This window comes from Sphingobacterium sp. UGAL515B_05 (assembly GCF_033097525.1).
Classification (GTDB): Bacteria; Bacteroidota; Bacteroidia; order Sphingobacteriales; family Sphingobacteriaceae; genus Sphingobacterium.
Map to the genome: position 1 here is coordinate 3,624,979 of NZ_CP109907.1, position 26,418 is coordinate 3,651,396.

Sequence of the window (26,418 nt, forward strand, 5' to 3'; positions counted from 1 at the left end):
TTGACATTGAAACTCTTTTATTATACAACATTTGGCTGTTGTTTAGTAATATTCATAATAATTACTTTGAAAATATTGCGCCCTCCTCAAATAGAAATTGTCTGTAACGAGCTGATTTATGTCGTCTATAACTTTGTTTAGCAGTTTGATTTGACTTAATTTTCGCTGAGGTTCAATCTCGTTATTATTTGCTGTTTCATCAGCTACAAGCTGTCTTAGCCCCTGAATATATAGCTGTCTTTGTTTATTGATAGCGTATGTTTTTCGAAACTCGCTCTTATCTTTTGGCATTAGGTAGATCGCATATTCTACTTCCGCCAGGAGCCTTTTATGCTGATGTCCATAGTACGAACCTCCATGTTCAATTAATACAAATAATTCATTTATTTTTGAAAATAGCTGAACTAATCTTTTGCGCTGTGTAGTATATTTATGCTCACCATTTACCTGCATTAAGAAGTAGGAATAGAGCATACAATAATTATCCTGTCCAGCTTCGCTATTGAACTCCATATCGTGTTGGAGGTGATAGCTCCATGTAGGATCAAATGTCTCTTTAAATAGAAATTCAGGATGATTACTTAAAATAGTGTCAAAATTCTCCCGGCTGTAAACCAGCGAGTCATTCGTTTGAAAATGCAGTACGATTAATGAATCCGTTGACAATGTTATTGCGGTAGCTTTTGCCAATGCCCAGTTTCGAGATCCTAACAAAAGTATTAAAATAATACAGATCTGAAATATTTTTACAACTAGCTCCATGATATGACTTTACTGGTTTTTGAATTTACAGAAAAGAATCTAACATGGCAAAATATAGAGCTCATTACCGATGGCTTCCATCTCTATTTGAAATCCTGGTATTACGTTTTCCAGATATATAGTGTCGGTTGTGAATAAACTTTTGTGGAAGAATGGCCTATAGATCGCTTTGTTGGGTAGTAGCCCTGTTGAAAACTGACTGAAATTTTGGGATACTCATATTTCATTTTGAAATAACCTTGCATTTATATAGATTTAATATAAGTTTTGTTGCTTAGACCAAGTGTAACCTAGGGAAAATATAACCATGGATTTAAATGCAGTTCCATTGAGTCTTGATGAGTTTAATCGCTTTAAATTGGGAGACGAGAAGGTTTTTAAAAAGATTTTTGATTTTTATAGGCCTTTGATGTATCACAAGGTACGTCGTGTATGTTCTTCCGAATTAGACGTGGAGGAGGTTATGCAAGAGATTTTTGTGCAACTTTTTCTAAAACGCAATTCAATCCCCTCTGCGGAAGCTATCTTTCCATTTTTATTTTTAGTAGCAAAGCGAACGGCCATCACTTTGTTTCGAAAAGAGCTGTCTAGACAAAAATATCAAGTATCACAATTAGCAGAATGGGATGAATTGAGTGATGAATTAGAGCGGACGATCGCTCATAAAGATTTAGATAGAATGCTCAAGACGATTGTATCCTGCTTACCGCCACAGCAAAAACTTGTATTTCATAAGAGCAAAATAGAGGAAATGAGTTATTCAGAAATTTCCGAAGAAATTGGTATTTCCAAAAATACCGTACGCAACCATCTTGTAGCAGCATGCCAGTTTGTACGTTTGAAACTTGATGGCTTACTTTTAATCCTTTTTTTAATAAAAAATATCTTTTGACTAGTTCATCGATCCTAGTTGTACGAATAATATTATAGCGTACAATAGATAAGGATGTCCAAAGTAGAAGCATATAAGATTATTATCAGCCAATTTTTGGCAAAAACATTAGACGAGCGTGTAAAGCAAAATTTTGCCAATTATCTCAATGATCCGGATTTTTTGAGTGCGTGGCAACAGCTTATGGAAGAGGGAGAGATAGAGCAGTCTCCTGACAATCAAATTGCGCACGATAATCTTTTTAAGACAATCATTGAAGACGAAAGAATAAAAGACCAAGTTGTTTCCAGTCCAATTATAAAGAAATCATCAAATCACATTATAAAGTATGTTAGTATCGCAGCTATATTGTTGCTAGTTGGTATATCTGCTTCGATCTTCTTCTTTATACGAGAAAATAGACCGGATGACCGGGCAATGGTCAGCAATCTACCTACGGTAGTTCCCGGATCCCAAAAAGCCGAAATAATTTTAGAAAGTGGCGAGCGTATAGATCTCGAAAAATTGAAATTGGATACGATCATAGATAATGGCGCGTTTGAAATTATCAAATCCGACAAAGGTATTATATCCTATCGTCTGAAAAGCTCAGGGACTAGCAATCTGCAGACAGCGTACAATACAATCGTTACGCCACGAGGTGGAGAATATAAGCTACTATTGGCAGATGGCACAAAGATTTGGCTAAATGCCGCCACTACACTGCGTTATCCAATTAGTTTTAACGGTGATGAAAGGAAAGTACAATTGCAGGGTGAAGCTTATTTTGAGGTTGCTAAACAGGTCTATCAAGGAAGACGGGTGCCCTTTATTGTTCATGCAGGTAATCAGAAATTGGAAGTTTTAGGGACAGCATTTAACCTTCAAAATTATGGCAAATCGATTGTGACAACTTTGGTGGAAGGCAAGGTGAAATTAAATGTTCAAGATAGCCCACAGGACAACCTCTACTTAAGTCCTGCTGAGCAAGCCGTGTTTCAATTTACGAGCAAAAAGTTTCTAAAGACGGCTGTTGACCCGCGCTATTACATTGCCTGGAAAGAAGGAAAATTTGCTTTTTATAATACACCTATTGACGAAGTCATGGAAATTATCAGTAGATGGTATGACGTGGAAGTCCACTTTGATTATCATCCCGAAAACTTTGCTTTCTCGGGCACAGTGTCAAGATATGATAATATCGACAAACTACTCCGTACGATCGAACTAGTCGGAGATATTCATTTTGAATTGAAAGGGAGGAAAATTTATGTGAAAAGATAACCCATAAAGAAGAGTTCAGGAGCGTTACGACCGCCCCTGAATTTGTCTTCGAAAAGACCAGGCTGAAAAAGATTTAATAGACTTAAAAACCATTACAACCGTATGCAAAAGTACAAAAAAAAACGGTATGGAGATCCTTTGCCTAAAAGTAGGATCTCTGCCAAAAAAGAATTTGCTATGAAAATGTCATTAGCGATTCCCTTGTTGCTGGCCTCTAACCTCCAGTTGAGTGCAATTACATTTGGGCAAGGAGTCAATTTCCAAAAGAAAAATGCTAAACTCGAAACCATATTAAAGGTTTTAGAAGAACAGAGCGGTTACAATATTCTGTATAAAGCTACTCTGCTAAGCAATGCCAAGCGTATCGATGTCGATTACAAAAATGTACCTTTCGAATATGCATTGAAGGATGTGCTTGCAAACTATCAGATCGTCTATAAGATTATGGACAATAATGTCGTATTAAGCAAGCCAGCTTCAACAGCAGCGGGAATCCCGTGGAATCGAAATGTTCCAGGTCTCAATAATACGCTTATCCTTCAACAGCGTCGCGTAGGGGGAAAAGTGGTAGATGCAAAGGGCAATCCAATTAGTAATGTTACAATAACGGAAAAAGGGACTGACAATAGAACAACTACCGACGACAATGGCAGATTTGAGATCCGCCTTAAATCAAACAATGATCAGCTTGTGTTTTCAATGCTAGGCTATCAGTCCAAGGAGGTAAATGTAAATGGACAAAATGAGATTCAAGTTAGCCTCAATACGGTTATCACAGCGATGGATGAGGTTGTAGTGGTAGGTTATGGTGAACAGAAAAAAGTTAACCTAACCGGGGCGGTGAGCTAAATATCGGGTAAGGAGTTTGAAGATCGTCCTGTCACACAGCTTACCCAAGCACTTCAGGGCAATATTCCCAATCTCAACATTGTCTTTGGATCAGGAAAACCCGGTACAAGTGGTTCAGTCAATGTGAGGGGAAATACATCCATTAACGGTGGTGGTCCATTGATTTTGATTGATGGTATTCTAGGTACCTTGGATCGTATCAATCCCAATGATGTTGAGTCTGTAACGGTGCTTAAAGATGCTTCCGCAGCGGCTGTTTATGGAGCGCGTGGTGCCTTCGGTGTTGTTTTGGTCACAACAAAAAAAGGGGGTAAAAATGGAAAGACCTCCATTGAATATAATAATAATATTGGTTTCACTACCCATGCCACAAATACTGATTTCATAACAAGTGGTTATTGGAATGCGAAGATCAACGATGACGCTATGTACAACGCATTAGGGTATCGGACCACGCGTTATACCGATGAGGATTATGAAGAATTACTTGCACGTGTTAACGATAAGACTGAAAATCCGGATAGACCCTGGGTTGTGGTTAAGAAAGATGCTAGTGGCAATGACATATATCGTTACTATGCCAACTTCGATTGGTTCAATTATTTGTACAAAAAAACAAGGCCAAAAAACGAGCATAATCTTTCTTTTTCTGGATCTTCTGGCAATACACGTTATGCAATATCTGGTTCCAAGGCGAGTGAACAAGGGATATTCAATATTGATCCCGATAAATTTGGACGTTATAATCTACGTGCAAATATCGCGTCAGATATCCGAAGCTGGCTGACCATCAGCAATAGCACACATTTTTTCAAATCCAGCTATGATTGGGCCGGACTGGAAAATAATTTCAGCACCGTTGCCAACAACGTGAGCAATAGTCCGACCTACCATTATCATGCGATGTACGTGCCGCGAAATCCGGATGGCACACTTACGGGGTATTCGGGTATCAATAGTTATCCTATTGGGTACGGCCTTCACAACGCGCTCGAAAGCGGCACAATGCGTGGCTATACGCGGGGCACAGAATTTACCAATATGACAGAAGCGGTTTTGAAATTGGGAAAAGGTCTATCCTTAACAGGAAACTATTCCTATCGTGAATATCGTTCTGACTATTCCTACCGACAGACCAAACAGTACTATTCGAAATATCCGGGACAGCTCGAATTGTCCTCACTCGGAGCTTTAAATCAGGATAAGCTTCGGGAAAATATGGGTAAATATGCTTGGCATTTTATCAATGTTTTTGCTACTTACCAAAAAGATTTTGGCGATCACCACCTTACCGTGATGGGTGGTTTTAATCAAGAGGACCGTTTTTATAAGCGTATTGGAGGAATTGGTCAGGATCTATTGTCTGAGAATTTGAATGATCTTGATTTGGTGATCGGGGAGAAGCAGTTTGAGGCAGGTGGCGATGAGTGGGCAGTACGTGGAGGGTTCTATCGTGCCAATTACGATTACAAAGGCAAATACTTGCTGGAGGTAAGTGGTCGATACGATGGTACCTCACGTTTTCCAAAGCACAGTCGTTTTGGATTCTTTCCATCCTTTTCTACAGGCTGGCGTATCAGCGAGGAGAAGTTCTTCGCTCCACTGAAAAACAAGATCAATAATCTGAAGATTAGATATTCGTACGGCTCACTTGGTAACCAGGAGGTGGATACCTATGCTTATATTTCATCCATGGGTACAGGTCAGATCTCCTATTTAGTCAATGGTCAAAAGTTAAATGTTGCCAATAGTCCCGCGCCGGTAGCGCCCACATTGACTTGGGAAAAAATTACCACCAGCAATTTAGGTCTGGACTTTAGTTTATTCAATAATAAGCTCGATTTTCAATCTGATTTTTATGTCCGGCAGACAAAGGGTATGCTGAGTAAAGGCAAAACTCAGCCGGCTGTATTTGGTGCATCTGAACCCAAGGAGAATGCAGCCGACCTCAAGACCAAAGGTTTTGAGCTTTCCCTTTTATGGAAGGACCATTTTGATGTAAGCGGAAAACCTTTTAATTATTCCGTTAGGGCAATGCTGTCAGATTATCAGGCTGAAATTACCAAGTTTGCCAACGATGCCGGGCTATTGAGCAATTATTATACAGGACAAAAATTGGGCGAAATATGGGGGTATCATTACGACGGATTTTTTAAGACAACCGAAGAAGCACAGGAGTATGCGAAAATCGTCAATCAAGATCAGATCAATAGGCGTCGTGTTCAGGCTCCCACAGCAGACTTGCGTATGCTTCAGGCAGGTGATATCAAAATCTTGGATCTCAATGGCGATGGTATCATTGATGCTGGCGATAATACGCTTTCCAATCCTGGTGATCGTACCGTTATCGGAAATGATCAACCGCGTTACTCCTATGGGTTAAACCTAGGAGCGAATTGGAATGGCATTGATCTTTCCGCCTTTTTTCAGGGAGTAGGGAAGCAAAACTGGTATCCTAATCTTGAAGCACAAGCTTTTTGGTCCGTTTATGCCAGACCATACGATTCATTTATTCCGTCGAACTTTCAGGATAAGATATGGTCGCCAGAAAATCCTGATGCTTATTTCCCTTTTTTACGCGGCTATACAGCACAAAACTCTGAACTTTCTGTCGCCAACGATATGTATATGCAAGATATAGCTTACCTAAAGCTGCGTAATCTGACTGTAGGTTATACATTTCCAGTCACACTTACTCAAAAGGCAAAGATTAATAAGCTACGTCTGTTCTTCAGTGGAGAAAACCTACATACCTGGACGAAGTTGAAGACCGATTACATCGATCCCGAACAAGTAATGAGCGATAATACGGGGCGGAGTTATCCTGTAGGTCGCGTCTATTCTTTTGGAGCTCAGCTATCGTTTTAATTTATACAGGACGATTATTTAAAATGAAAACATCATGAAAAGAAATCTTAATATTTTTACACTTATTGTTGGACTTGTGGTTAGCTCCTGCAACAACGACTATCTGGAACGATATCCCATAGCCGAGTTGGCTCCTGAAAACTATTTTCGGACCGCGTCCGAGTTGCAGACCTTTACAAATGGTTTTTATGCAGATCTTCCTGATGCGCTGGCCATACATTACAATACACCGGGTCAGGGTGATGACGAAGCACGTAATACGCTCGCTTCTGAGTTTCAGGGCACCCGTACTACTCCAGCAAGTGGAGGAGGATGGACATGGACATCCCTTCGCCGTATAAATTTCTATCTTGAAAATTCGCACAAATGTGCAGATGAGGCAGCACGGTTGCAGTATGATGGTATTGCTCGATTTTTTCGTGCATATTTTTATTACGACAAGATCGTTCGCTTTGGTGACGTACCATGGTATGACAAAGTAAATCAGCTGGATGATCCTGCGATGTTCAAACCTAGAGATTCACGTAAAGTTGTTTTTGCTAAATTACTCGAAGATCTTGATTTTGCTATCGCCAATTGCAGTACAGCCAAAAGCGCTCAATTGATCAGCAAGTGGACCGCTTTGGCTTTTAAATCCCGCATGTGTTTATTCGAGGGTACATTTCGCAAATACCATGGTTTGGGCGATTGGGAAGACATGCTTCAGCAAAGTGTGTCTGCCGCCGACGAGTTGATGAAGTCCAATACCTACAGTATCTACAAAAGTGACCCAAATAAAGCCTATCAGGAGCTGTTCATTGCAGAAGATGCCAATCCTACAGAAATGATCTTGGCGCGGCAGTATAGCGCATCTGTTCCTTTTGTCCATTCTGCGAATTTCTATATTTTGTCCGCTTCTTACGGCCGTCCGGGGATGGTTAAAGAGCTTGTGAATAATTACTTGATGAAAGATGGAAGCCGATTTACCGACAAGCCTAACTTTGATAAACTATCGTTTTACGAAGAAACGCAGAATCGCGATCCGCGGCTATCGCAGACGGTTCGCACACCTGGCTACAGGCGTATTGGCGCGAATACAACATCAGTTCCTGATTTTGCAACATCAGTAACAGGTTATCAATATATTAAGTATATTCTTTCACAAGGCTTTGATGCTGGGCAAAGCACCAATGATATGCCCATTATCCGTTATGCAGAAGTATTGCTTAACTATGCCGAAGCAAAGGCCGAATTGGGTACAATCAATCAGAATGATATTGACAGATCCATTAAATTACTTCGGGATCGCGTCAATATGCCCAATTTGGTGTTGGCCGATGCCAATTCCAAAGCTGATCCCTATCTTTTGGCTGCTTATCCCAATGTTAGTAAGAGTGGCCAAACAGGGGCAATCTTGGAAATTCGCCGAGAGCGTCGTATCGAGCTTGTAAAAGAAGGTCTGCGCTACAATGACCTGTTACGCTGGAAAGAAGGAGCGAAAGTTGCTAAACCATTTTATGGTATGTATTTTCCTGGAGCAGGCGAATACGATTTGGATCAAGATGGTAAATTGGACTTGGTGATTTACGAAGGCACTGCGCCTACCAAAAAACCTGGTGTCCAATATCAGAAACTAGGTGAACTGGTTTTGGAAAAAGGAAAAAATGGCGGCCGTATTGTCAATTTGCCGGACATCCTCAAAAAATGGACAGAGGAAAAAGATTACTACTATCCAATCCCGACACAAGAACTACAGTTAAATACTAAGCTCGAACAAAATAAAGGTTGGGATAAATCAGGTACTTAAAGAAAAAGAAAATGAAAAATTATAAAAATTTATTTGTTATTGCCGTCATTGTGGCTGCGAATGTGTGTATTGCAAATGCGCAGGAAACATTAAAGATTGTCTCGTATAATGTCCTTTATGGATTAAAGAAAGATTCGGTCAATATCGATCGGTTTGTAAACTTTGCTGAGGACTGGAAACCGGATGTGATTGCCCTTGAAGAAATGAATGGATATACGCAAAAGACACTGGAACAATTGGGACAGCGTATCGGTCACAACTATGTTTTACAATCTAAGGAAGATGGATTTCCTGTGGCCATTACTTCCAAGTATCCTTTGGTCAATTTTAGGAAGGTCACTGAAAATATGTGGCATAGCTACATCTATGCGAAAATTAAAGGTGTACACTTTTTTGTCATTCATTTTTCGCCATTCAGTTATGAGAAGCGATTGAAGGAAGTGACCGATATCTTGGCGCAAGTCAATGAGATCCCGAGTAACGAGCCGATACTGATCATGGGTGATTTTAATTCTCTGGATATATCGGATAAGGACAAATATGGAAAGGAAGTTTTGGACGCTATGAAGCAAAGTGAGCAAAAACATGATCACATCCGTAACTTGCACAATGGAGCGATCGATTATTCTGTATTGGGGAAACTGCATGAAGCAGGATTTAAAGATACCTATCGTTTGTTACATAAGGAGTTTGAAAGTTCTGTTCCGACTTTTAAGGATGGTAATGGGAATATCAAACAAAAGAATACAGGTCATCCTAAACGTATTGATTTTATTTGGGCCAATTCAGTAGCAGCCTCACGGGTTACCAAAAGCGGTATTGTCAAAAATGAATATACACATTATATTTCTGATCATTACCCAACATTTATAGAGCTTAAGCTCAGTAAATAATAAAATTCGCCCCCTATGGGAGCGAATTTTATTACGATTTTTGTTCATCATTAATTTAAAGTGCAATGAAAAAAAAGATCAATACGCTTCTCTTTATCATCCTTATTTGTAGTTCATTTTCTAGCTATGCGCAACAAATTATTCCTGCATCTAAATTTGAGATTCAAGGAAAGCCTTTTGAAAATACCCCTAGATATCACCGTGTAGACACATTAAAGTATAAAAGCCTTCCTGCTGCCGTAAAGAAATTGTATACACACGCTACTGGAATGTTTGTCACTTTTAAGAGTAATACCCGTAAACTATCCCTGAGATGGAAAACAGTCGATGCGGAATTGGGTAATAATTCGACCCCAATTATGTCACGGGGATTTGATGCATATGTGAAGGAAGCAAACAGTTGGCGTTTTGCCGGGGTGGCCCGTCCCGATCTCAAGAAAGCAGAAAGTAATGCTATAGTGGTCGAAGATATGGCCAACACCGAGAAAGAATTTCTTCTTTATTTTCCTTTGTACAAAGAATTATTGGATTTTGAGGTGATTATTGATGAGAAAGCTTCCTTTTTAGCCACTAGACAATCTTTTAATAAAACGGTGGTGGTTTATGGGTCTAGTATTGTCCATGGAGCCTCAGCAAGCCGTCCAGGCTTAGCTTATCCGGCTCAATTAGGACGGAGATTAAATGCTAATGTGATTAATATGGGAGTGAGCGGAAATGCCCGTATGGAGCCGGCTGTCGCAGATATGCTCGGTGATATCGGTACTGTTGATTTGTTCATTTTGGATTGTGTACCAAATAGTAGTCCCGAGGAGGTGAAAGAAAGAACCTTTAATTTTGTAGCGCGGCTTCGTAAATCTCATCCGCATGTACCTATATTGTTAATAGAAAGTATTACACGGCAGATAAGCAATTACAATTTGAAGTGGAAATCAAGATTGACTGAGCAGAATAAGAATTTTAGGTTACAATATGAAAAACTGCTGCAAGCAGGATATAAAGACTTGTACTACTTGCCAACCGATCATTTAATAGGCGATGATTCGGAAGGAACCGTGGACGGTACCCATCCGACGGATGTCGGATTTGAAAGGATGCTAAAAATAATTGGTGCTAAAGTTGGGACAATTCTTAATGATTAGATAATGGCATCATAGATTTTACTTTGGAATAGAACCTCTAATGCCATAGTCAAAGGAATCTGCACTATTGTACGGTTTGGAAATTTATTAAAATTGCGACGTACAAATAAGGGCTTCAGCTATACTTTATATCTGAAGCCCTTATTCTTTTACTTCGAATCCCCCGGTTTGTGCTTATGTGGTTTCAGGTCCGGATGTTTGGGTTTCGTTTCGGGAGTAACCCGTTGTCTTCTGTCGGGTGTGCCGTCTTGTTTCTTCGGCTTTGGTCCCGGTTTTATTGCTTTAATTGTTTCCATATAAAAAATGTTTTTATCTAAAATACAGTTAGATGAGAAGCATTTTTTATGGTATCCCGTAGAGTATTATAAAATTCTGAGGCTATAATTGCATTTTTGATTTCTCGATAGATAATCATTAAATTTATGAATGAGCCATAATATTGCATTACCTAAATCAAGTCGACAAGAAGAGCTAGAAACTATTTCTCGAAATCGGTTGTCGCTTAAATTTGATCCTTCATTATTTGAACTTCGTTCTGAGAGTCAACGAGACAAAGGAATTGATTTTATAGGTGAAATCAAGCAGAATGGCGTGTATACCAATTTTCGTTTTGCCATACAGCTGAAATCTACTGAGTCTAGTAAAAAGTTAAAAGATGGATCTATAACATATCCAATTGAAGTAAGTAATTTGAACTATTTAGTGAATTTTGGAATCCCTTCCTATTATATTCTATATGATTATCACGCAGGTCAGTTTTATATAGAATCAGTAGGAGAGGTATACCGCAGTTTTTTTGATAAGTATAATTCAAAAAAAACTCCCAAAACATACAAAGTCAAATTCAGACAAGCTCTTGATCATGCAAAGATTGATATGATTTTTAAGGAAGCTTTCGATTTCGGTAGTGTACAACGTAATGTAGGAATGCATCTTCGATTAAATAGCAATGAAGGAGGAAAATTAAAAAGTATTGTTATCGATGATATTCAAGAGGTATATAGTATCGATCAAAACATAGCATTTATTGAAAATTATGGCTATGAGTTGTTGAATCAACATGCATTCTCTCAGATTATTGAGATAGAAGAGCGGTCCCATCCGAGAGATAATGCCTCAGCAACATTCAATATGGTCTGTGGAATAGCTTACTATCATCAACATGATTTATTGAAAGCTATTAACTTTCTTAAACTGGCTTATAGCGAGTTAAATAGTTTGCATCCAGAAGATCAGACTATGGTCACATATACCCTAATCCAGGCGAAGTATTTACTCGGTATCATAGGGAAAGATCAATTTAGTAAAGAGATTGAAAGGATTGTTGAGAATGAAAATGCCGGATCATTTTTACAATTTGAAAATCTCTATAACAAATGTTTTGAGGGAAATAAATTTAGAGCAGAACAGATAAAGAAGTATTATGATGGTGTCACGAAAATTCTAGACAATAATCCGCAGTTTGCAGATATGAGAATCGTTGCCTATGCTCATGTGCTAAAAGCCGAAGCGAAATTATTATTGCACGAACTCGTTGGAAATTACTTAACTACAATTGGACGAAAAGTCGATGCCTATCGTGACTTACTCATTGCAGAATGGTCGAAGCTGGATGAACAATATAACCATCAATTGAAAGAGCTAGTGAAGTTTGCGAAGGAGAACTACAATTTTCTAGCAGTACGCAATCTTTTGGGTGAGAAAATAGAATGGGAGTTTACGAAAACATATTATTTTCATTCGTTCAGTAATTGGAATAAAGAAACTCTATCAATTAACATTGATATAAGAATAGAGGATCGTGATTTTTTACTTCTTTTATTAAATGATCTAGATCCAATTTTGGATACTTATGATAAATTACGGCATCGTAGAAATCAGTTTCATTGTTTGGTATTACAGTTTGAGATCTTACACTTTTTAGGAATGAAACATGAAGCTGAAAATTGTTTAAATTTAATGAGAAGGCTAATAGAAGCCTATGAGTTGAATTCCTTGGTAAAAGATATAGATAAGTTGACTAATGGTAATACCCGCTCATATTTGTTTATGGAAAAACTTGTTAATCAACGAGCAACTTTAGATAGAATAGCAAAAAATGAGGGAATATATGACTGTTTGTACGAAGATATTTCCCCAGAAATGAATTTACATCTTGGCCGAAAACCTAAATGGTCGCTTGCTGATCTGTTACCTCTTATTTATCCCGAGATTCGGATGAATACTAGTTTGGAAAATATATAGTACTATTTTTCTTTTGCCTGATTAGAAGCAAGAAGTAGGGAGTGTAACTTAAACTGTGTCATTGGATTAGCATCTTAAAAACCTCTTTCTAATTTGAGTCTATCCCCAAATCTAATATAAAGTTGGGATATGGTCAAGCCCCAGTTATGCATTGGCATTGTCCATTTTTTTGTAATAAGTTGAATTATTGACTATACTACTACATCTTCTTTAAACATGGTGTTAAGCTCTAAGACGCCAACTAGATATTTGTTAAATGGCGTATCAGCAGTTTTCTCATGGAGGATGCCACGAGCGGTTCCTAAAGTTATTTCAGCAAGATGTTTTGCAAAGTTTTTCGGCAATGTTATGTGGTTTTTATCGTTGTCGGATAGACTTTCCAAATCATCGCCATTCATCTCAAACTCGCAAGAAACTTTAATCTTAATAAATGGTCTTTCTTTATCTAAAATTGTATAATCCATTATACAGCTAATTAGGTTGGTGTTCTCATAAGTTTCGAATAATACCTCTATTGTCTGTTGAGAAGGTAAAGTCGGTGAAAAATCAGGCGCATCACCGATAGTTGCAAATTGCAGCGTTTGAATCTTGTGCAACTTAAAATGTATACTAATAGATTTTTTTTCCACGACTATGTAAATTGTTCTTCACTACAATATTTAGAAGTTTCTGTTATTGGCGCGCTTTTTAAAGCGTGGGATACATATAAATTCTTTGCAGGACGTTGTACAGGTATTACAACAGTATTCGATTCGAAAGTTTCCCACGATGAACTTATATGTTCTTTATAACAAACCGCTTTAATATTAAGTTTTTTTATAAAAATGTCATCACTTTTGATTTCAATTAGTTGTATACCAAGAACTTTTTCTATTTTATCAATAGTGTCCATTGTGAAATTTTCAGATCCTTTCACCCATTTGCTCACTTGTTGTTGACTTACTCCCAGTTTTTCACTAAACTCTTTTTGGGATATACCCAATTGGCGCAAAGTTCTAAGAATCTTTAACGCGATTAATTGAGATTTTCGGTGTGTACTTTGTTCAGCTTTTTCCTTTTTAAAACGATCAACAGCATTACTTTTCTGCATTCCGCCAAAAGCTTCTCGAAGTTTTTCAAAATTATTTGCCATTTGTGTCTTAATTTTTATTTGCGAATTCTAGATACCCATAATCAGTATCGTCATCGATGCCTAATTTTTTTAAATAATCTGCTACGTACTTAAGTTTCTTCAATTCTTGTGCCGTATGTTCTCTTTCTTGCAATTGTTTTGTCAATTTTATGGCTCCTCCTGTAATTACATAGACATTTTCGCCTAATCGAATAGCATACAGTCTAAGCATCGCACCCCTATCAACACGTCCATACGCTTTGGATTCCGATCTTTTTATGGCTATATCATTTTTGTGCAATGGTACAAAAATATGACTATCAAGATTGCCTTTTTCAGCAACATCAATTATATTGTTTTTGAATTGCTCTGCTTCCTCTAGAACTTTGAGAACGGCGTCTTCGCAACTTAAATTCCAAAATTCATCTTGTAAATCACTTTCATTTTGATGGAAAAATTTCTCTAGGTATTCGATATCACCCCATTTTGAAAAACACTCATCGAAACAATCCTTCTCATCTTCTTTATACTTTATTGCAGCTAAGGAATCTTGGACTATTTCAAAGATACAATCAATTTCCATAAAATCAACTTTTAGGTTTACTTTTGTTAAATATTACAACACGGCTATCGTTAAAGACTAATACAATAGTAGTTAAAATAAATCAAATATTGTCGAGTCGTTATTCTTCAATTTTTATTTGACGGCTATTTGATTTTTTCCATATTAAGCTTTTTTTTATGTATTCAGTAGGTAGACTTACCTGTTTTTGAAGCCTTACCGTTTTTCAAACAATGAATAAATATAAAAATACGCTTTAAGAAACTAAAGATTCCTTAGCGTATAACCAGGGACTTAGTCCATTCAGCGCTGTATGTGGATGATTTTCGTTGTAATCAACCTGCCACTCATAAGCAATTGCATTAACTTCTGTTAGAGAACCAAACAGATATGCATCTAGCACGTCTTCTCTAAATGTTCGATTCAACCGTTCGATGTAAGCATTTTGAGCGGGTTTTCCAGGCTGTATATATTGCAGTGCGATTCCGTTTTCAGCACAAAAGTCGGTGAAGACCTTGGACAAAAATTCAGGCCCGTTGTCCGTTCTTATACGCTTAGGTTTAGATCTATACATGATCAATTCCTTTAATTTTTGTACCAGTCTATTGCCTGGTATTGAATAGAATGCTTCATTTATCAATGATTCACGATTATAATCATCGATGACATTAAGTACTCTAAACCTTCTGCCATCGGCCAAAGAGTCGCTCATGAAATCAATCGACCAAGTGTCATTAACTGATCCGGGAACTAAGAGTTTCTCTTTAATCCTTGACGGAATTCGGCGTTTGCGTTTGGTTCTGAGCTTTAAATTGATATTTCGATAAACTCGAAGTACCCTTTTTCTGTTCCACAAAAGTCCTTCTAGACGTATCTTGCCATAATAGGTCTGGAAGCCCCAGGTAGGATAACGAGCAGCAAGATCCATTAACTTTGAAATAACAGTTTGATCGTTCTTTTTATGTGCGTAATAGTACATGCTACGACTCATACAAACAATCTTACAGGCTCTGTAAATACTGATCCCTTGCTCTTCTATTGCCCCATCGACCAGCTCCTTACGTTCACAGAGCTTTAGAGCTTTTTTTCAATGATATCTTTTAAAATTCGGTGATCCAAACTCAGATCCGCAAACATCCGTTTTAGACGGGCATTTTCTTCTTGAAGTGCTTTTAACTCTTTAAGATGTTGTGCGTCCATACCTCCGTACTTCTGCTTCCATTGGTAGAAAGTGGGCGCTGAAATACCATGTTCTCTACAAATATTCTTTGTAGACTTACCGGACTCGTATTCTTTGAGAATATTAACGATTTGATGTTCTGAAAACTTGCTCTTTTTCATATTATATAACAAACTAATTTAACATTTTTAATTTGTCTGAAAAATAGGTAAGTCTACCAAAACAGGTAAGTCTACCAGTCCACTAAATTTAGTTGTTAAAAAAGCGATAGTTGCTTAATTCTAATTCTAATTCTCTTTAAATTATCAAATTCGACAGGGTTTGTTGAAATTAAATGAGCGAGATGACCCGTGTAAGGACATACTATTTTGTAGGATGATTGCGCCAATAATCCTTTTTTTTCGAAAGTTCGTTTATAACGACAGGCAGCCTCAATAGGAATGCCTAGTGCTTGGCAATATGCTTTTTTTGTAGTTGTGAGAAAGTTTAGCCCAAGAAAAAAAAGTTCTTCTTCTTTTAGCTCTTTTTTTAAAGAATCAATGTTTTCCCCAGTGCAACTCTCAATTACAGCGATAATGGAGTCCATTAGCATTTTCTTGCTTAGGTGTTTTTTTGACGAAAATCGATGAGGAAAATTTAAGTTGTTCTTATTGTAATTTTGTCCGACCTTGTTTATTTTTCTATTTATCATTGTGCTTTTGTTTAATTCAGCACAATATGGATGGTGACTTTTGGGATTCCAGCGGGGATTTTGGGGATTCGCCTTATTTGTGCATCAATTTGTATATTGCTAATTCATCATCATCTTTAAAAGAGTTCATGCACCTCATAATCTTAAAAAGATTCTGCTCTTTTTTCAATTCACCTTCTCCAAGCTCATTATAAATTAATTTGACACATACAGCGACTTTGGTCTTAGCGTTTCGTTTTAAATTTATTGTTTCCTCAGGAAATGAAAAATTTTTCTCTTGCACAAAGAAGCTCGTCAATAGTGCTGAGATTTTATTGAAATCCTCTTCTGATCTAAAAGCATATTGCCAGCCGTACATCCGAGACATGCTATTAAAAGAATCACTAATAATTTTATGTGTTTTTTTTTGAGCTTCTAGTATTTTAATAGAATCCTTTACCTGCCAACCTGGGCTATGCTTATTGATTTCGTTCTTATTGTTTTTATATGACTCTTTGAAGACGTCAAAATTTCCTAGAGTAGTGTTAAGTGACTCGGCTTTATCCTCTGCTTTTTGATCTTCCTTTTTGTTATCTATAATAAATTGTAGGTCATCAATAATTGCGTCAATTGTTTTTAAAATAGAAGATGGAATACATAATTCATCTTCAAAATGAAAGATTATTTTGCATAAACATTCGAAGAAATACTTCCTTTCCTTATATTCTTTATGTAGATTTTTGTTTAATGCAAAGGCAGATAAATAGTCTCTAACAAATACTCGATTATCTGAATACAGAATAATCTTATGTAAAACAAAATAAAGCTTATTAAAAAAATCAAGTGTGTCGAAATTGTATTGGCGATACCCTAGAACTGGACTAGGCAATAAAGATTCATATATATCAAGGTTTATTTCATTATCTAAATACCATGAGATATCGCGAACATTCATGGTATGCTCTGCGGTCAGTTTTATAATTCCAGGTGACTTAGGTGTATATTTAATATACCATGGTATTTCCATATAAACTTAAAGATTATTCAGAAGCTAGTTAATAGTGGATTTATTGAGAAACAATAATTGTGATTATTCTTATGATCTCATTGGAGTTCCTTATCCGCCAAAAATTAATTTTCCAATTTCAATTGCAAGTGTACTAATCCCGGCAAAATTATTTGCCATAGCTAGGAGCGCGTCGAATGCAAATTTTGGTTTCTTGTCCTGATCTAAAGATGTTTTGATTTCATCAATGCATTCAATCATTTCCTTTTTGTTATTATGTGAAATATCGGATGTTGTTTGTACTACATTTACTAGCTGCTCTATTTTCTTCTTAATATCATCGATATTAGATATATTGACATTAACATTAGTTGAAGAGTTCACTATTGAGATTCCATGGCTATTATTGACAGATATGGAATAGTTATTGGTTATTATTGAACTTCCGCGATAAGAGTAAGAATCTTCTTCACAGTATTCTATTCCTCGAGATGTTATATCGACGAGCCCCTCACCTCCAGTAGCCATAAATGCTTTTATGTAACCATCATCCTGTAATCTTTTTATAAGAAGGCTAAATTCCCTTTCGTTAGATAAAGGAATAACGCTTTCATATTTGTTTTTTGAAATTTCGATCTTACCGTTGAAGCGATTGTTATAGAAGCTTTTAAGGAGAAGATCAAGTTTTTCCGAATGTTTCATGGCTAAAAATACTTTTTGTAAAATACTAAATTTTGCTTTTAATTTGATAATAAAGAATGGAATCAATTATCAATTTTGTGTCCTGTGATATAATGTTGTGACTAGATGAAATAAATATAATGCTGTATGAAAGTTCAGTTGATGCGAAAACGTAATTAATTTTTATCTCGAAGAAAAAAAGTTTTTGATTATTGAAAATCAGCATCCCCAAGGGAAACTTTTATATAGTTTTCTGTCGGTTTAATAATTATGATTAATAAGTTTTCATATTGAAAGTTTTTGATATCAGAGTATTTGAAAAATAAAGACATTTGATAAAAATCAAGATACCTCCCTCCCAAATCGTTGTAGCTCGTCCATGTGTTTGAATCAAATTCAACTTCTACATTTATTCCCCTTTTATCCTCCGGAGAAATATAATCATTAATAATATAAAGGAATCCATTTTCCAAAGCCAATTGCTCAACAGAAATCTGTGAATTGAACTTCAAAGGGAGAGGAGATATGAATCTAGGATGTTTTAAACTTTTATCTTGAATACTAAGTGTAAAATAAACTATTGAAGTTATGGGTTCAAATTCAGTGTGAGTAACAATAACATTTGGACGTAGGCTATCTCTAAACTTATGTGTTTCGATTTCTTTCATGTCCATCTGCATTTTTTGAACCTCTTGTTGACTTCTGAGTGTTTTATAAAGAAATACAGCTGTAACGATTCCTACAGAATACATCATCCAATCATTTACTGTTCCCCATATTTCAACATTAAATTTATATTGTTCTGGGGTAATTATGTTGCCTAAATATATTAGTGTACATATACCGATAGTCAACATGAAGGCAACCAAGATCAGTTTGAAGTTTTCATTTTTCATATTTAATCATCTATTAAACTAAAGGAATTCTTATTAATAGGCTAAAAAACTAAAACTTACAATAATAATTTCTTGTTCCAACCTTTACACTTTTCAAAGTTTTTAACTTGACAATAGGTCGAAGTATATCTGTTAAATCCTTATTAGTGAGATCTAGTTTCAAATATGAATCCTGTTGATTAAGTTCTATTATGACTTCTTTAATTGATTTTTTTGAATCGAAGAAATTAGAGTTAATCAAATTGTCTACGCCTAATCTGATTAGGTTGATTCTTTCTAATTTCGCTTGAGTATCTCTTTTCGGTAATGCCTGATCGATGGCTATATCAGGATAAAATAATCGTGGTGATATACCAAGATCAAGAGAGATTGCATTTATTTGATCATGAGTGTACATTTCCGGTCGTTTTGGATTCTCCACGTGTCCAATATACCCCTCAGATACATTTAATAACATTGCAAAATAGGATTGTGATTTATTGTAATTATTTCTGATTTGTATACTGTTTTTTACAATTTCAAGTTCATATTGAGATTTCTTCGACATGGTAAAATATTTTTTGCAATGTCTATAGTTATTACTATATTTGTCTATAGTTGTAGCTATAGAAATGAAGCTATGTATGGTTAAGAAGTAAATAAGCTGTATTTTCACTTTTCTATTCCTTTTAGGAACTTAGAAGGTGTTTACTTGTAAGATCTCGTTCGAGCAATGTGGTAATTGATTAGGACACGAGTGGTAAGTAAACACCTCGGTGCAATGATATATATTGTTGGGCCGAGGTCTTACTGATTGTGTCTGGTAGGAAACTACCCCCGATTACCACCGGGAGCTCGAACTATCAGTAGCCTCGGCCTAATTAATTTTTAGGTGTTGAGGCTCTAACAAATTAGAGCTATGAAACAAAAGAAACAAATCACAAAAAACATCTTCAAATCTCCCGAGTAGCTCGGTCTGATTTCGCCAGCAATGACCTGGTCACATCAGCTATGGAATTCGAGATGCCCAATAATATACCTAGTGATGCTCATTCACAAGAATTCTAGCTTTCCCAATTAACCAATTTTATTACGGGCGGTTTATGGCCTAAAAAGTAGCTGATTCAGTCGGCCTGGAACAGATATGCCCTAACTCGCCATTAAAAATCTAATGAATGAGATCTAATTACGCTCACCTAATTCTACTGGATTTGGTAATTTATGAAACTCATCGATCAGGATATGATCCGGTGAAAAATGTTCAAGACTTTTGGGATAAGTATCCTCTAAGTACAATTAAAGACTATATCGTTGTTTTACATCCCAACACGGTTGATAACGAAAAAATGAGTGGTAATCCGCAATTGTCTGAATTTTCCGTCGAACTTCTCCGCGTCCTGATAGCTTATTTTATGATCCATATGACTCAATTGGATCTTGGTAAGGTATCTATTTCTATAGAGGTAAACAAAGAAGCAATAGATACTTCTAAAGCAATCTCGGATTTCTTCCAACGAGTGTCCCCTTCCAAAACCAACCCCTAAAATGATGAAAAAATTAAAACTACAATCCAATAGCAGTGCGTTGCTATATATTCAAATACTAAAGATTACGGTACTTGTGATCTTATACTTATTAGTTTCTATGTTTAGTATATCAGCTCAGACGCTTCGCAAGGATAGCGGGGCTGATGGGCTTCTAATTAAATATCTCAAAATAGGGGATACTATCCCCCAGAGACTTTGGGATATACAGCTTGATGTGGTAGGGCATAAGGCCGGATCTAAACAATTGACGCTCCGAGACTATAAGGATAAGAAACTGATTATTCTAGATTTCTGGGCTACTTGGTGCTCATCCTGCATAGCCGCATTCCCTGGTCTCTATAAATTGCAGGACGATATGGACGGCCAGGTCAAAGTACTTTCAGTTACTTACCAAGATCGTGCTGCCGTAGAGAAATTTATTGGCAAAAGTGAGTTTATACAAACCCATGGATTGGCTAATAGGTTTTCATCCATTGTCAATGACAAGCTGCTGACCAAGTTTTTTGAAAAGGATGCAATCCCTTTTACCGCCTGTATTGACAATAATGGCGTGGTACGTGCAATAGCAATGCCGAGTGAACTAAATGCGTTTGCTTTAAATCAGATGATCAAAGACCGAAACGCAGTCCCCGTAGCGGCCAAAGTACTCGCATTTGACCAACCATTGTTGCAGCCTTATTATGATGCTAAGATCAACAGTTATTATTACAGCACCTTACTGCCCTATGGGCAGGGGATATCGCAGGCGAGCAGTTTTACGGTAGACTCCACCCATCAGTGTAAGCACCTCGTTGTACCCAACCTCAATGTATTTATGCAATATGGTATCGCATTGCAAAATGCTCAAAATTATATTGCCGGCCTTTCCAAGATTCGCGCTAGACGTATACTCGAAACAAATGCTCCCGATAGTATAATCCACAGATTGGAGGAGGATCGGAATTTTTGGAAATATACCTACGAATCGGTAAGCCCAGTGGTATGGAGTGATACAACCGTTTACAAAAAAATGGAAAGCGACCTCAATTTCTATCTCGGAATGAAAGCATCTTATCAATTACGTGATGTTGCATGCTTGGTGATGCGCCGTGCTGATGGTAAAAAGCCCCAGCAAAGTAAGGAATTGGCTAAGGTGCCAACAGTCATATTGAACGGTCTGGTGGAGAACGATGGGAGCTCAGACGGCAAGTTTTTGCAAAAGGCACAGGTTGGACACGATAAGGCAAAGAATGCATTTATCGGCGTTGAAATAAAAAATATCCCCAATCTGTTTAACCTCAGGTCTTTCTCGGTACTGCCCTTTATGGTCGATGAAACGGGGTTTGATGAAAAGATAGACTTATCGCTACCCGATAATCTCAGCGATATAAGCCAATTGAAACAGGCTTTCGCGGCACAAGGGCTGACTTTATCGCTTGAAAGACGAAATATGATCATGTTCGTCTTAACACAGGATGGATTTAAAGACAGTGGTAGTGCAATGAAATTGACGCGCTACGGTTATGTAGCCGAGCATGGAAAGGAGCCGATACGATGAAAAAATATCTTTTAGTCGTATTGATCTGTGTCGTACTTTGTTTGAAAACATCCGCACAGGTGCAATCAGTCAGGGTTCAGGATCGCGATACAAAACGACCTATTGCGGCTGTATCTATTAAAGATTGCGAGGGAAAGGTCTTCGGCGCCACGGACGTAAAGGGTGAGCTGCTACTGAGGGGACAGATAAGCTGTCTTATTTTTCGACGTCTTGGTTATCACCCTGATACGCTATCACTGGATGCGCTAAACCGACATAGTTGGTTGGTATACCTCACACCTCTAGTCAATGAATTGGAGGAAGTACAGGTATCGACGGGTTATCAAACCTTACCCAAAGAAAGAGCAACGGGAGCTTTTGACCTGATCGGGAAAAAGGAACTGGATAGGCAAATAGGCCCTAATATTCTCAATAGATTGGACGGATTGAGCAATGCCCTATTATTTGACAAACGTGGGGGCAGCCAGAATAACTTTTTGCTCAGGGGGCTGAGCACGATTACAGAAACCATCAAAGGTCCATTGATTGTGGTGGATAACTTTCCTTATGAGGGCGATATCAACGATATCAATCCCAATGATGTGGAAAATATTAGCGTATTGAAAGACGCTGCTGCCACGTCTATTTGGGGAGCTAAGGCTGGCAATGGTGTGGTCGTCATTACGCTAAAGAAAGGGAAATTTGATATGCCGATCCGTCTTTCGGTAACGAGTAATATCTCTGTTATTGATCGGGAGGATCCCTACTACCGGTCGCAGGTCGACAACTCAACCTATATCGAGGTGGAGCGACTTCTCTTTAATCAGGGCTATTACGACAATACGCTCAATAATAAGATCTACAATCCTGTAGTCAGTCCCGTAGTTGAGCTGTTGAACGATCATCGCAATAAGTTGATCGACGACTCTGCCTTGGAATCCCAATTGAATACAATTGCTCAGGGAAACTTGCGTGCTGATATAGCGCGGTACCTACGCCAAAAGGGAATTAATCAACAGTTTAATGTACAGCTGAGTACTGGAAGCGAGAAGCTGGCGTCTATTTGGTCGGCAGGATTTGATAAGGTGCGGAGTAACAGTGTTGGCAATGAAAATAGTCGGTTTACACTTCGTACAGAGCAGACCTGGCGACCGATTTCTAAATTGGTACTTGCGGGGGGGATGCAGTTCAATGCAAATAAAGTGACCAACAATGGTATTTCATCCTTGGCAATTGGAAGTGCAGGGCTAGCTTATCCTTATTCGCGGCTAATGGATAGCGATGGCAATCCGAGTCGATTGGAGCAGAACTACAGAAGTCGTTTTTTGGATTCGCTGGGCGAAGGCAAATTGTTGGATTGGTCGTATTATCCCTTGGCAGATCAGAAACTACTGGATAAGACGGATAATACGAATGTGCTGAAATTTGACCTTGCAGCAGCGTATGAATGGATAAAAGGGCTGCGGTCTGAATTGCGGTATCAGTATTTTACATCGAATGGCCTCCTTGAGGATCGGATGGATCATAACTCATTTTATGTGCGCGATCTCATCAATAAATACAGTCAGTTAAAAGGTAATGTAATTGAACGTCCTATTCCACTGGGTGATATTTTGGATAGAACTTCAAACAGACAATATGGTCACAACATGAGGGCACAGATTTCCTACGATAAACAATCCAGCCTCGGCGATCTGAATGTGTTAATAGGTGGGGAGATAAGGAACAATCGGGGGCTGCTGCACACTTATCGGCAGTACGGATATGACAATGAACTCAACATATCCCAACCTGTTGATTACCGGACAATTTTTACCTACTACGCTGGCCTTGGAAGCAATACGATCTGGTATAACTTTAATGATGAACGCAACGTAGACCGTTTTGCCTCCGTTTTCTTCAATGGATCGTATAATCTGCTCAAAAAATATATAGTCTCTGCAAGCGCACGTCGCGATGCATCAAATCTATTCGGTGTAAATACCAACAATAGATGGAAACCGCTCTGGTCAATTGGTGGTCTCTGGAATGTCGACCGCGAAAGTTTCTATAGCTGGGCTTGGATGCCGCACTTAACCTTACGGGCGACCTACGGAAAAAGTGGAAATGTAAACAATTCAGTTCCTGCACAGACGACTATAACCTATAACTCCAGTCCCGGTGTACTGGGAGGATTCACCAATGCCTATGTCAATAATCCGCCCAATCCAGACCTGCGATGGGAGGACGTCAGCCAGTTAAATTTAGGCCTCGACTTTGGCCTAAAGCACAATCGAGTGACTGGATCGGTAGCTTACTTCAACAAAAAAGCAACCGATTTGATCGCTATTGTGAATGTTGATCCAACTGTAGGTGTCGATTATTTAAAAAGAAATGCCGCAAGCCTGCGTACACAGGGCTGGGAAGTACAGCTCAATACGCTCAACATCGATGCCCCGTTGCAATGGCGTACCACTTGGTTATTTTCTTCTAATAAAACCCGGATTATTAACTATAGCTATCGGTCAAACGTGAATGCTGATATGGTTAATTCAGGGCAATCGCTTACACCAATAGAGGGTTATGCTGCTTATAATCTAGTCAGTTACCGGTTTATGGGACTCACAGCTGATGCCGGTAATCCTCAATTTAGTGTGAACGGACAGCCTTATTCCAATTACGCCGATTTAAGGTCCAAAGTCTCTCTTGAAGATCTGGTATTCCATGGATCTGCACTTCCTGAACAGTTTGGGAGTATCAGAAACAGTTTTACTTTCGGTGCTTGGGAAGCCGGTATCAACATCGCCTATCGTTTCAACTATTTTTTTAGAAGAGAATCAGTCAATTATTCCTCCTTATCCTCCAACATTCCGCTACACAGCGATTATTACAAAAGATGGCAAAAAACGGGTGATGAGGCGACGACTAATGTTCCTGCATTCAATTACCCATTGAATTCCAACAGGGATCAGTTTTATATGAACTCCGACATTTTGGTCGAGAAAGGTGATAACATCACTTTGCAGGACATCAGCTTGATCTACCGCCTGAAACCCAAGCTGGGTTATTTCAAAAGTATTTCCCTACAGGCTTATGCACGCAATCTTGGTGTGATATGGAAGGCGACCAAGCTAGATTTGGATCCAAATGGAATTACTATGCGGATTCCCTCGCAATTTTCTCTAGGTATAAACGCTCAATTTTAACACGATGAAGACAAACATAATTTCAACTATACTATGCTGCTTGTTGATAACATTGGCAGGATGTAACAAATTCTTGGATGAGAAATCCAAAAGTTCATTGGCAGTTCCCAAAACATTGAAAGATCTACAGGCATTATTGGATTATGAGCTTTATACCGTACGCAGCTTTCCGATCGGGATGGATGTCGCCTCTGACTATTATTTTATGAACGATAAAGATGTGAAAAGTTTGGCTGCGGAATTAAGTGATGTTTATCTATTGAATAATGAACAGACTAAATTGACAGACTGGACCGAAAGCTACAAGAAGATTATGTATGCGAATATCGTTTTGGATAACGTTGATCAGGCAGATTTGGATGGTATGTCAAATTCGGACAGGGATTTGGTCAAGGGAACGGCATTGTTTCACAGGGGATGGAATTTCTTCTGGCTGGCCCAGGAGTTTTCGCAGGCTTATGAAGTCGGTACTGCAAAGGATGAGCTCGGCATCCCACTTCGTACGACCTCAGATATCAATGTTAGCTTTCAACGCGCGAATTTAGAGGATACTTTTTCCCAGATTACAAAAGATCTTCGGGATGCAGCTGGTCTGCTCCCTAATCTGCCGCTCAAAAAGACGAGGCCATCCAAAGCTGCCGCTTATGCTGTACTGGCCAGGGTGTTTCTCTACATGGGGAATGTGAGCGAAGCCTTAAATTATGCGAATCTTTCATTAGCGATCCAAAAGGGTCTTATTGATTATCGGACGGTGTCGCCAACAGCGGCAATTCCATTTGAATTAATGAATAAGGAAGTTATCTTTCATAGTGGTATGGCGTCATCAGGCGGCATATTTACGGGAACAAAATCTTTTGTCGACACAGTACTGTTTGAACAGTACAACGGAGGTGATTTGAGGAAGATATTGTATTACAAAAAAAATGCAAATGGATTTTACAATTTCAAAGGAAATTATGCGGGTACTATAGGGAGCTATGCATTTTGCGGTCTTGCGGTAGATGAACTTTATTTGATTAAAGCCGAATGTGAAGCAAGGTCAAATCAGTTGATTGATGCTGGTAATACGATGGTTGAATTGTTGAAAGCACGTTATGAAACGGGCAAGCTACCCATTGTCCCCAGCGGGAAGACTGAACTGATCGACTTTATATTGAGCGAACGTAGAAAGGAACTGGCTTTTCGCTTTGGTACGCGATGGTCGGATATAAAACGGCTGAATAAGCACTATAATGTAGGCATTCGAATCGTACGTACCTTTGATGGAAAGGAATATGTTTTAGAATCTAACGATAAGCGATTTGCGCTATTGATCCCATACTCGGTTGTCGTTGCTGGAGGGCTTGTCCAGAATCCGCGATAGATAGGAAAGGGCGAACCGCCGCCCTT

At 38.2% G+C, this 26,418-nt stretch carries 23 protein-coding genes; 12 read left to right on the top strand and 11 right to left on the bottom strand.

The genetic code is table 11. From position 1 onward, the window contains the following. Window positions 1-42 precede the first annotated feature (42 nt). The gene (locus tag OK025_RS14835; protein ID WP_317664853.1) at window positions 43-762 is read right to left on the bottom strand and encodes a hypothetical protein; all 720 of its coding nucleotides are present in this window, start codon (window positions 760-762) and stop codon (window positions 43-45) included. A 307-nt stretch (window positions 763-1,069) separates the two neighbouring features. Here OK025_RS14835 and OK025_RS14840 point away from each other — a divergent pair, with 307 nt between their 5' ends. From OK025_RS14840 to OK025_RS14875, 8 genes are all read left to right on the top strand, one after another. Further along, complete coding sequence (locus tag OK025_RS14840) at window positions 1,070-1,654, top strand: RNA polymerase sigma factor (protein ID WP_317664854.1); 585 nt, start codon at window positions 1,070-1,072, stop codon at window positions 1,652-1,654. A gap of 54 nt (window positions 1,655-1,708) precedes the next feature. Beyond that, window positions 1,709-2,917, top strand: a complete 1,209-nt coding sequence (locus tag OK025_RS14845) for a FecR family protein (RefSeq protein WP_317664855.1) — start codon at window positions 1,709-1,711, stop codon at window positions 2,915-2,917. A 177-nt stretch (window positions 2,918-3,094) separates the two neighbouring features. Further along, window positions 3,095-3,766 carry an STN domain-containing protein gene (locus tag OK025_RS14850; RefSeq protein ID WP_317664856.1) on the top strand — a complete coding sequence of 224 codons (672 nt, stop codon included), beginning with the start codon at window positions 3,095-3,097 and terminating at the stop codon, window positions 3,764-3,766. Then, the gene (locus OK025_RS14855) at window positions 3,767-6,634 is read left to right on the top strand and encodes a SusC/RagA family TonB-linked outer membrane protein (protein ID WP_317669774.1); all 2,868 of its coding nucleotides are present in this window, start codon (window positions 3,767-3,769) and stop codon (window positions 6,632-6,634) included. A gap of 34 nt (window positions 6,635-6,668) precedes the next feature. Further along, window positions 6,669-8,420: a RagB/SusD family nutrient uptake outer membrane protein gene (locus OK025_RS14860; RefSeq protein ID WP_317664857.1), complete on the top strand. Its 1,752-nt coding sequence runs from the start codon at window positions 6,669-6,671 to the stop codon at window positions 8,418-8,420. A gap of 11 nt (window positions 8,421-8,431) precedes the next feature. Continuing rightward, a complete protein-coding gene (locus OK025_RS14865; protein ID WP_317664859.1) occupies window positions 8,432-9,313 on the top strand; it encodes an endonuclease/exonuclease/phosphatase family protein in 882 nt (293 codons plus the stop codon). A gap of 65 nt (window positions 9,314-9,378) precedes the next feature. Next, window positions 9,379-10,452, top strand: coding sequence for an SGNH/GDSL hydrolase family protein (locus OK025_RS14870; RefSeq protein ID WP_317664860.1), 1,074 nt, complete (start codon window positions 9,379-9,381; stop codon window positions 10,450-10,452). A gap of 426 nt (window positions 10,453-10,878) precedes the next feature. Next, complete coding sequence (locus tag OK025_RS14875; protein ID WP_317664862.1) at window positions 10,879-12,696, top strand: DUF4365 domain-containing protein; 1,818 nt, start codon at window positions 10,879-10,881, stop codon at window positions 12,694-12,696. Window positions 12,697-12,887: 191 nt separating this feature from the next. On the opposite strand, the gene OK025_RS14880 is transcribed toward OK025_RS14875, so the two are convergent. From OK025_RS14880 to OK025_RS14925, 10 genes are all read right to left on the bottom strand, one after another. Continuing rightward, a complete protein-coding gene (locus tag OK025_RS14880) occupies window positions 12,888-13,325 on the bottom strand; it encodes a hypothetical protein (RefSeq protein ID WP_317664863.1) in 438 nt (145 codons plus the stop codon). 2 nt (window positions 13,326-13,327) lie between these two features. Further along, entirely contained in the window at window positions 13,328-13,828 is a 501-nt protein-coding gene (locus OK025_RS14885; RefSeq protein WP_317664865.1) for a helix-turn-helix domain-containing protein, read from the bottom strand. A gap of 7 nt (window positions 13,829-13,835) precedes the next feature. Further along, on the bottom strand, window positions 13,836-14,390 hold the full coding sequence (locus tag OK025_RS14890; protein WP_317664867.1) for a hypothetical protein: 555 nt from the start codon (window positions 14,388-14,390) through the stop codon (window positions 13,836-13,838). Window positions 14,391-14,625: 235 nt separating this feature from the next. Then, window positions 14,626-15,423 (bottom strand): IS3 family transposase, encoded by a 798-nt coding sequence (locus OK025_RS14895; protein WP_317669775.1) that lies wholly within the window; start codon window positions 15,421-15,423, stop codon window positions 14,626-14,628. A gap of 20 nt (window positions 15,424-15,443) precedes the next feature. Continuing rightward, the gene (locus OK025_RS14900) at window positions 15,444-15,710 is read right to left on the bottom strand and encodes a transposase (RefSeq protein ID WP_317664869.1); all 267 of its coding nucleotides are present in this window, start codon (window positions 15,708-15,710) and stop codon (window positions 15,444-15,446) included. 95 nt (window positions 15,711-15,805) lie between these two features. Beyond that, the gene (locus tag OK025_RS14905) at window positions 15,806-16,240 is read right to left on the bottom strand and encodes a hypothetical protein (protein WP_317664871.1); all 435 of its coding nucleotides are present in this window, start codon (window positions 16,238-16,240) and stop codon (window positions 15,806-15,808) included. Between the two features lie 73 nt (window positions 16,241-16,313). Then, a complete protein-coding gene (locus tag OK025_RS14910; RefSeq protein WP_317664873.1) occupies window positions 16,314-17,246 on the bottom strand; it encodes a hypothetical protein in 933 nt (310 codons plus the stop codon). 90 nt (window positions 17,247-17,336) lie between these two features. Then, window positions 17,337-17,927 (bottom strand): hypothetical protein, encoded by a 591-nt coding sequence (locus tag OK025_RS14915; RefSeq protein WP_317664874.1) that lies wholly within the window; start codon window positions 17,925-17,927, stop codon window positions 17,337-17,339. Window positions 17,928-18,115: 188 nt separating this feature from the next. Next, window positions 18,116-18,802, bottom strand: a complete 687-nt coding sequence (locus OK025_RS14920) for a hypothetical protein (protein ID WP_317664876.1) — start codon at window positions 18,800-18,802, stop codon at window positions 18,116-18,118. Window positions 18,803-18,851: 49 nt separating this feature from the next. Further along, window positions 18,852-19,349, bottom strand: a complete 498-nt coding sequence (locus OK025_RS14925) for a hypothetical protein (RefSeq protein ID WP_317664877.1) — start codon at window positions 19,347-19,349, stop codon at window positions 18,852-18,854. A 607-nt stretch (window positions 19,350-19,956) separates the two neighbouring features. Here OK025_RS14925 and OK025_RS14930 point away from each other — a divergent pair. From OK025_RS14930 to OK025_RS14945, 4 genes are read left to right on the top strand one after another with little or no spacing between them, the layout of a single operon-like run. Next, entirely contained in the window at window positions 19,957-20,325 is a 369-nt protein-coding gene (locus tag OK025_RS14930) for a hypothetical protein (RefSeq protein ID WP_317664878.1), read from the top strand. A 1-nt stretch (window position 20,326) separates the two neighbouring features. After that, window positions 20,327-21,865, top strand: a complete 1,539-nt coding sequence (locus OK025_RS14935; protein WP_317664879.1) for a TlpA disulfide reductase family protein — start codon at window positions 20,327-20,329, stop codon at window positions 21,863-21,865. Then, the gene (locus tag OK025_RS14940) at window positions 21,862-25,029 is read left to right on the top strand and encodes a SusC/RagA family TonB-linked outer membrane protein (protein ID WP_317664880.1); all 3,168 of its coding nucleotides are present in this window, start codon (window positions 21,862-21,864) and stop codon (window positions 25,027-25,029) included. The genes OK025_RS14935 and OK025_RS14940 overlap by 4 nt, the downstream gene beginning before the upstream one ends. 4 nt (window positions 25,030-25,033) lie before the next feature. Further along, window positions 25,034-26,392, top strand: coding sequence for a RagB/SusD family nutrient uptake outer membrane protein (locus tag OK025_RS14945; protein ID WP_317664882.1), 1,359 nt, complete (start codon window positions 25,034-25,036; stop codon window positions 26,390-26,392). The last annotated feature ends 26 nt before the right edge of the window (window positions 26,393-26,418 follow it).

Bases quoted from the DNA above. Each gene is read 5' to 3' on its own strand.
- OK025_RS14835 (WP_317664853.1), bottom strand. From the start codon at position 762: ATGGAGCTAGTTGTAAAAATATTTCAGATCTGTATTATTTTAATACTT.
- OK025_RS14905 (WP_317664871.1), bottom strand. From the start codon at position 16,240: ATGATAAATAGAAAAATAAACAAGGTCGGACAAAATTACAATAAGAAC.
- OK025_RS14885 (WP_317664865.1), bottom strand. From the start codon at position 13,828: ATGGCAAATAATTTTGAAAAACTTCGAGAAGCTTTTGGCGGAATGCAG.
- OK025_RS14915 (WP_317664874.1), bottom strand. From the start codon at position 17,927: ATGAAACATTCGGAAAAACTTGATCTTCTCCTTAAAAGCTTCTATAAC.
- OK025_RS14860 (WP_317664857.1), top strand. From the start codon at position 6,669: ATGAAAAGAAATCTTAATATTTTTACACTTATTGTTGGACTTGTGGTT.
- OK025_RS14940 (WP_317664880.1), top strand. From the start codon at position 21,862: ATGAAAAAATATCTTTTAGTCGTATTGATCTGTGTCGTACTTTGTTTG.
- OK025_RS14945 (WP_317664882.1), top strand. From the start codon at position 25,034: ATGAAGACAAACATAATTTCAACTATACTATGCTGCTTGTTGATAACA.
- OK025_RS14890 (WP_317664867.1), bottom strand. From the start codon at position 14,390: ATGGAAATTGATTGTATCTTTGAAATAGTCCAAGATTCCTTAGCTGCA.
- OK025_RS14930 (WP_317664878.1), top strand. From the start codon at position 19,957: ATGAGATCTAATTACGCTCACCTAATTCTACTGGATTTGGTAATTTAT.
- OK025_RS14875 (WP_317664862.1), top strand. From the start codon at position 10,879: ATGAGCCATAATATTGCATTACCTAAATCAAGTCGACAAGAAGAGCTA.
- OK025_RS14935 (WP_317664879.1), top strand. From the start codon at position 20,327: ATGATGAAAAAATTAAAACTACAATCCAATAGCAGTGCGTTGCTATAT.
- OK025_RS14900 (WP_317664869.1), bottom strand. From the start codon at position 15,710: ATGAAAAAGAGCAAGTTTTCAGAACATCAAATCGTTAATATTCTCAAA.
- OK025_RS14840 (WP_317664854.1), top strand. From the start codon at position 1,070: ATGGATTTAAATGCAGTTCCATTGAGTCTTGATGAGTTTAATCGCTTT.
- OK025_RS14870 (WP_317664860.1), top strand. From the start codon at position 9,379: ATGAAAAAAAAGATCAATACGCTTCTCTTTATCATCCTTATTTGTAGT.
- OK025_RS14865 (WP_317664859.1), top strand. From the start codon at position 8,432: ATGAAAAATTATAAAAATTTATTTGTTATTGCCGTCATTGTGGCTGCG.
- OK025_RS14910 (WP_317664873.1), bottom strand. From the start codon at position 17,246: ATGGAAATACCATGGTATATTAAATATACACCTAAGTCACCTGGAATT.
- OK025_RS14850 (WP_317664856.1), top strand. From the start codon at position 3,095: ATGAAAATGTCATTAGCGATTCCCTTGTTGCTGGCCTCTAACCTCCAG.
- OK025_RS14920 (WP_317664876.1), bottom strand. From the start codon at position 18,802: ATGAAAAATGAAAACTTCAAACTGATCTTGGTTGCCTTCATGTTGACT.
- OK025_RS14925 (WP_317664877.1), bottom strand. From the start codon at position 19,349: ATGTCGAAGAAATCTCAATATGAACTTGAAATTGTAAAAAACAGTATA.
- OK025_RS14845 (WP_317664855.1), top strand. From the start codon at position 1,709: ATGTCCAAAGTAGAAGCATATAAGATTATTATCAGCCAATTTTTGGCA.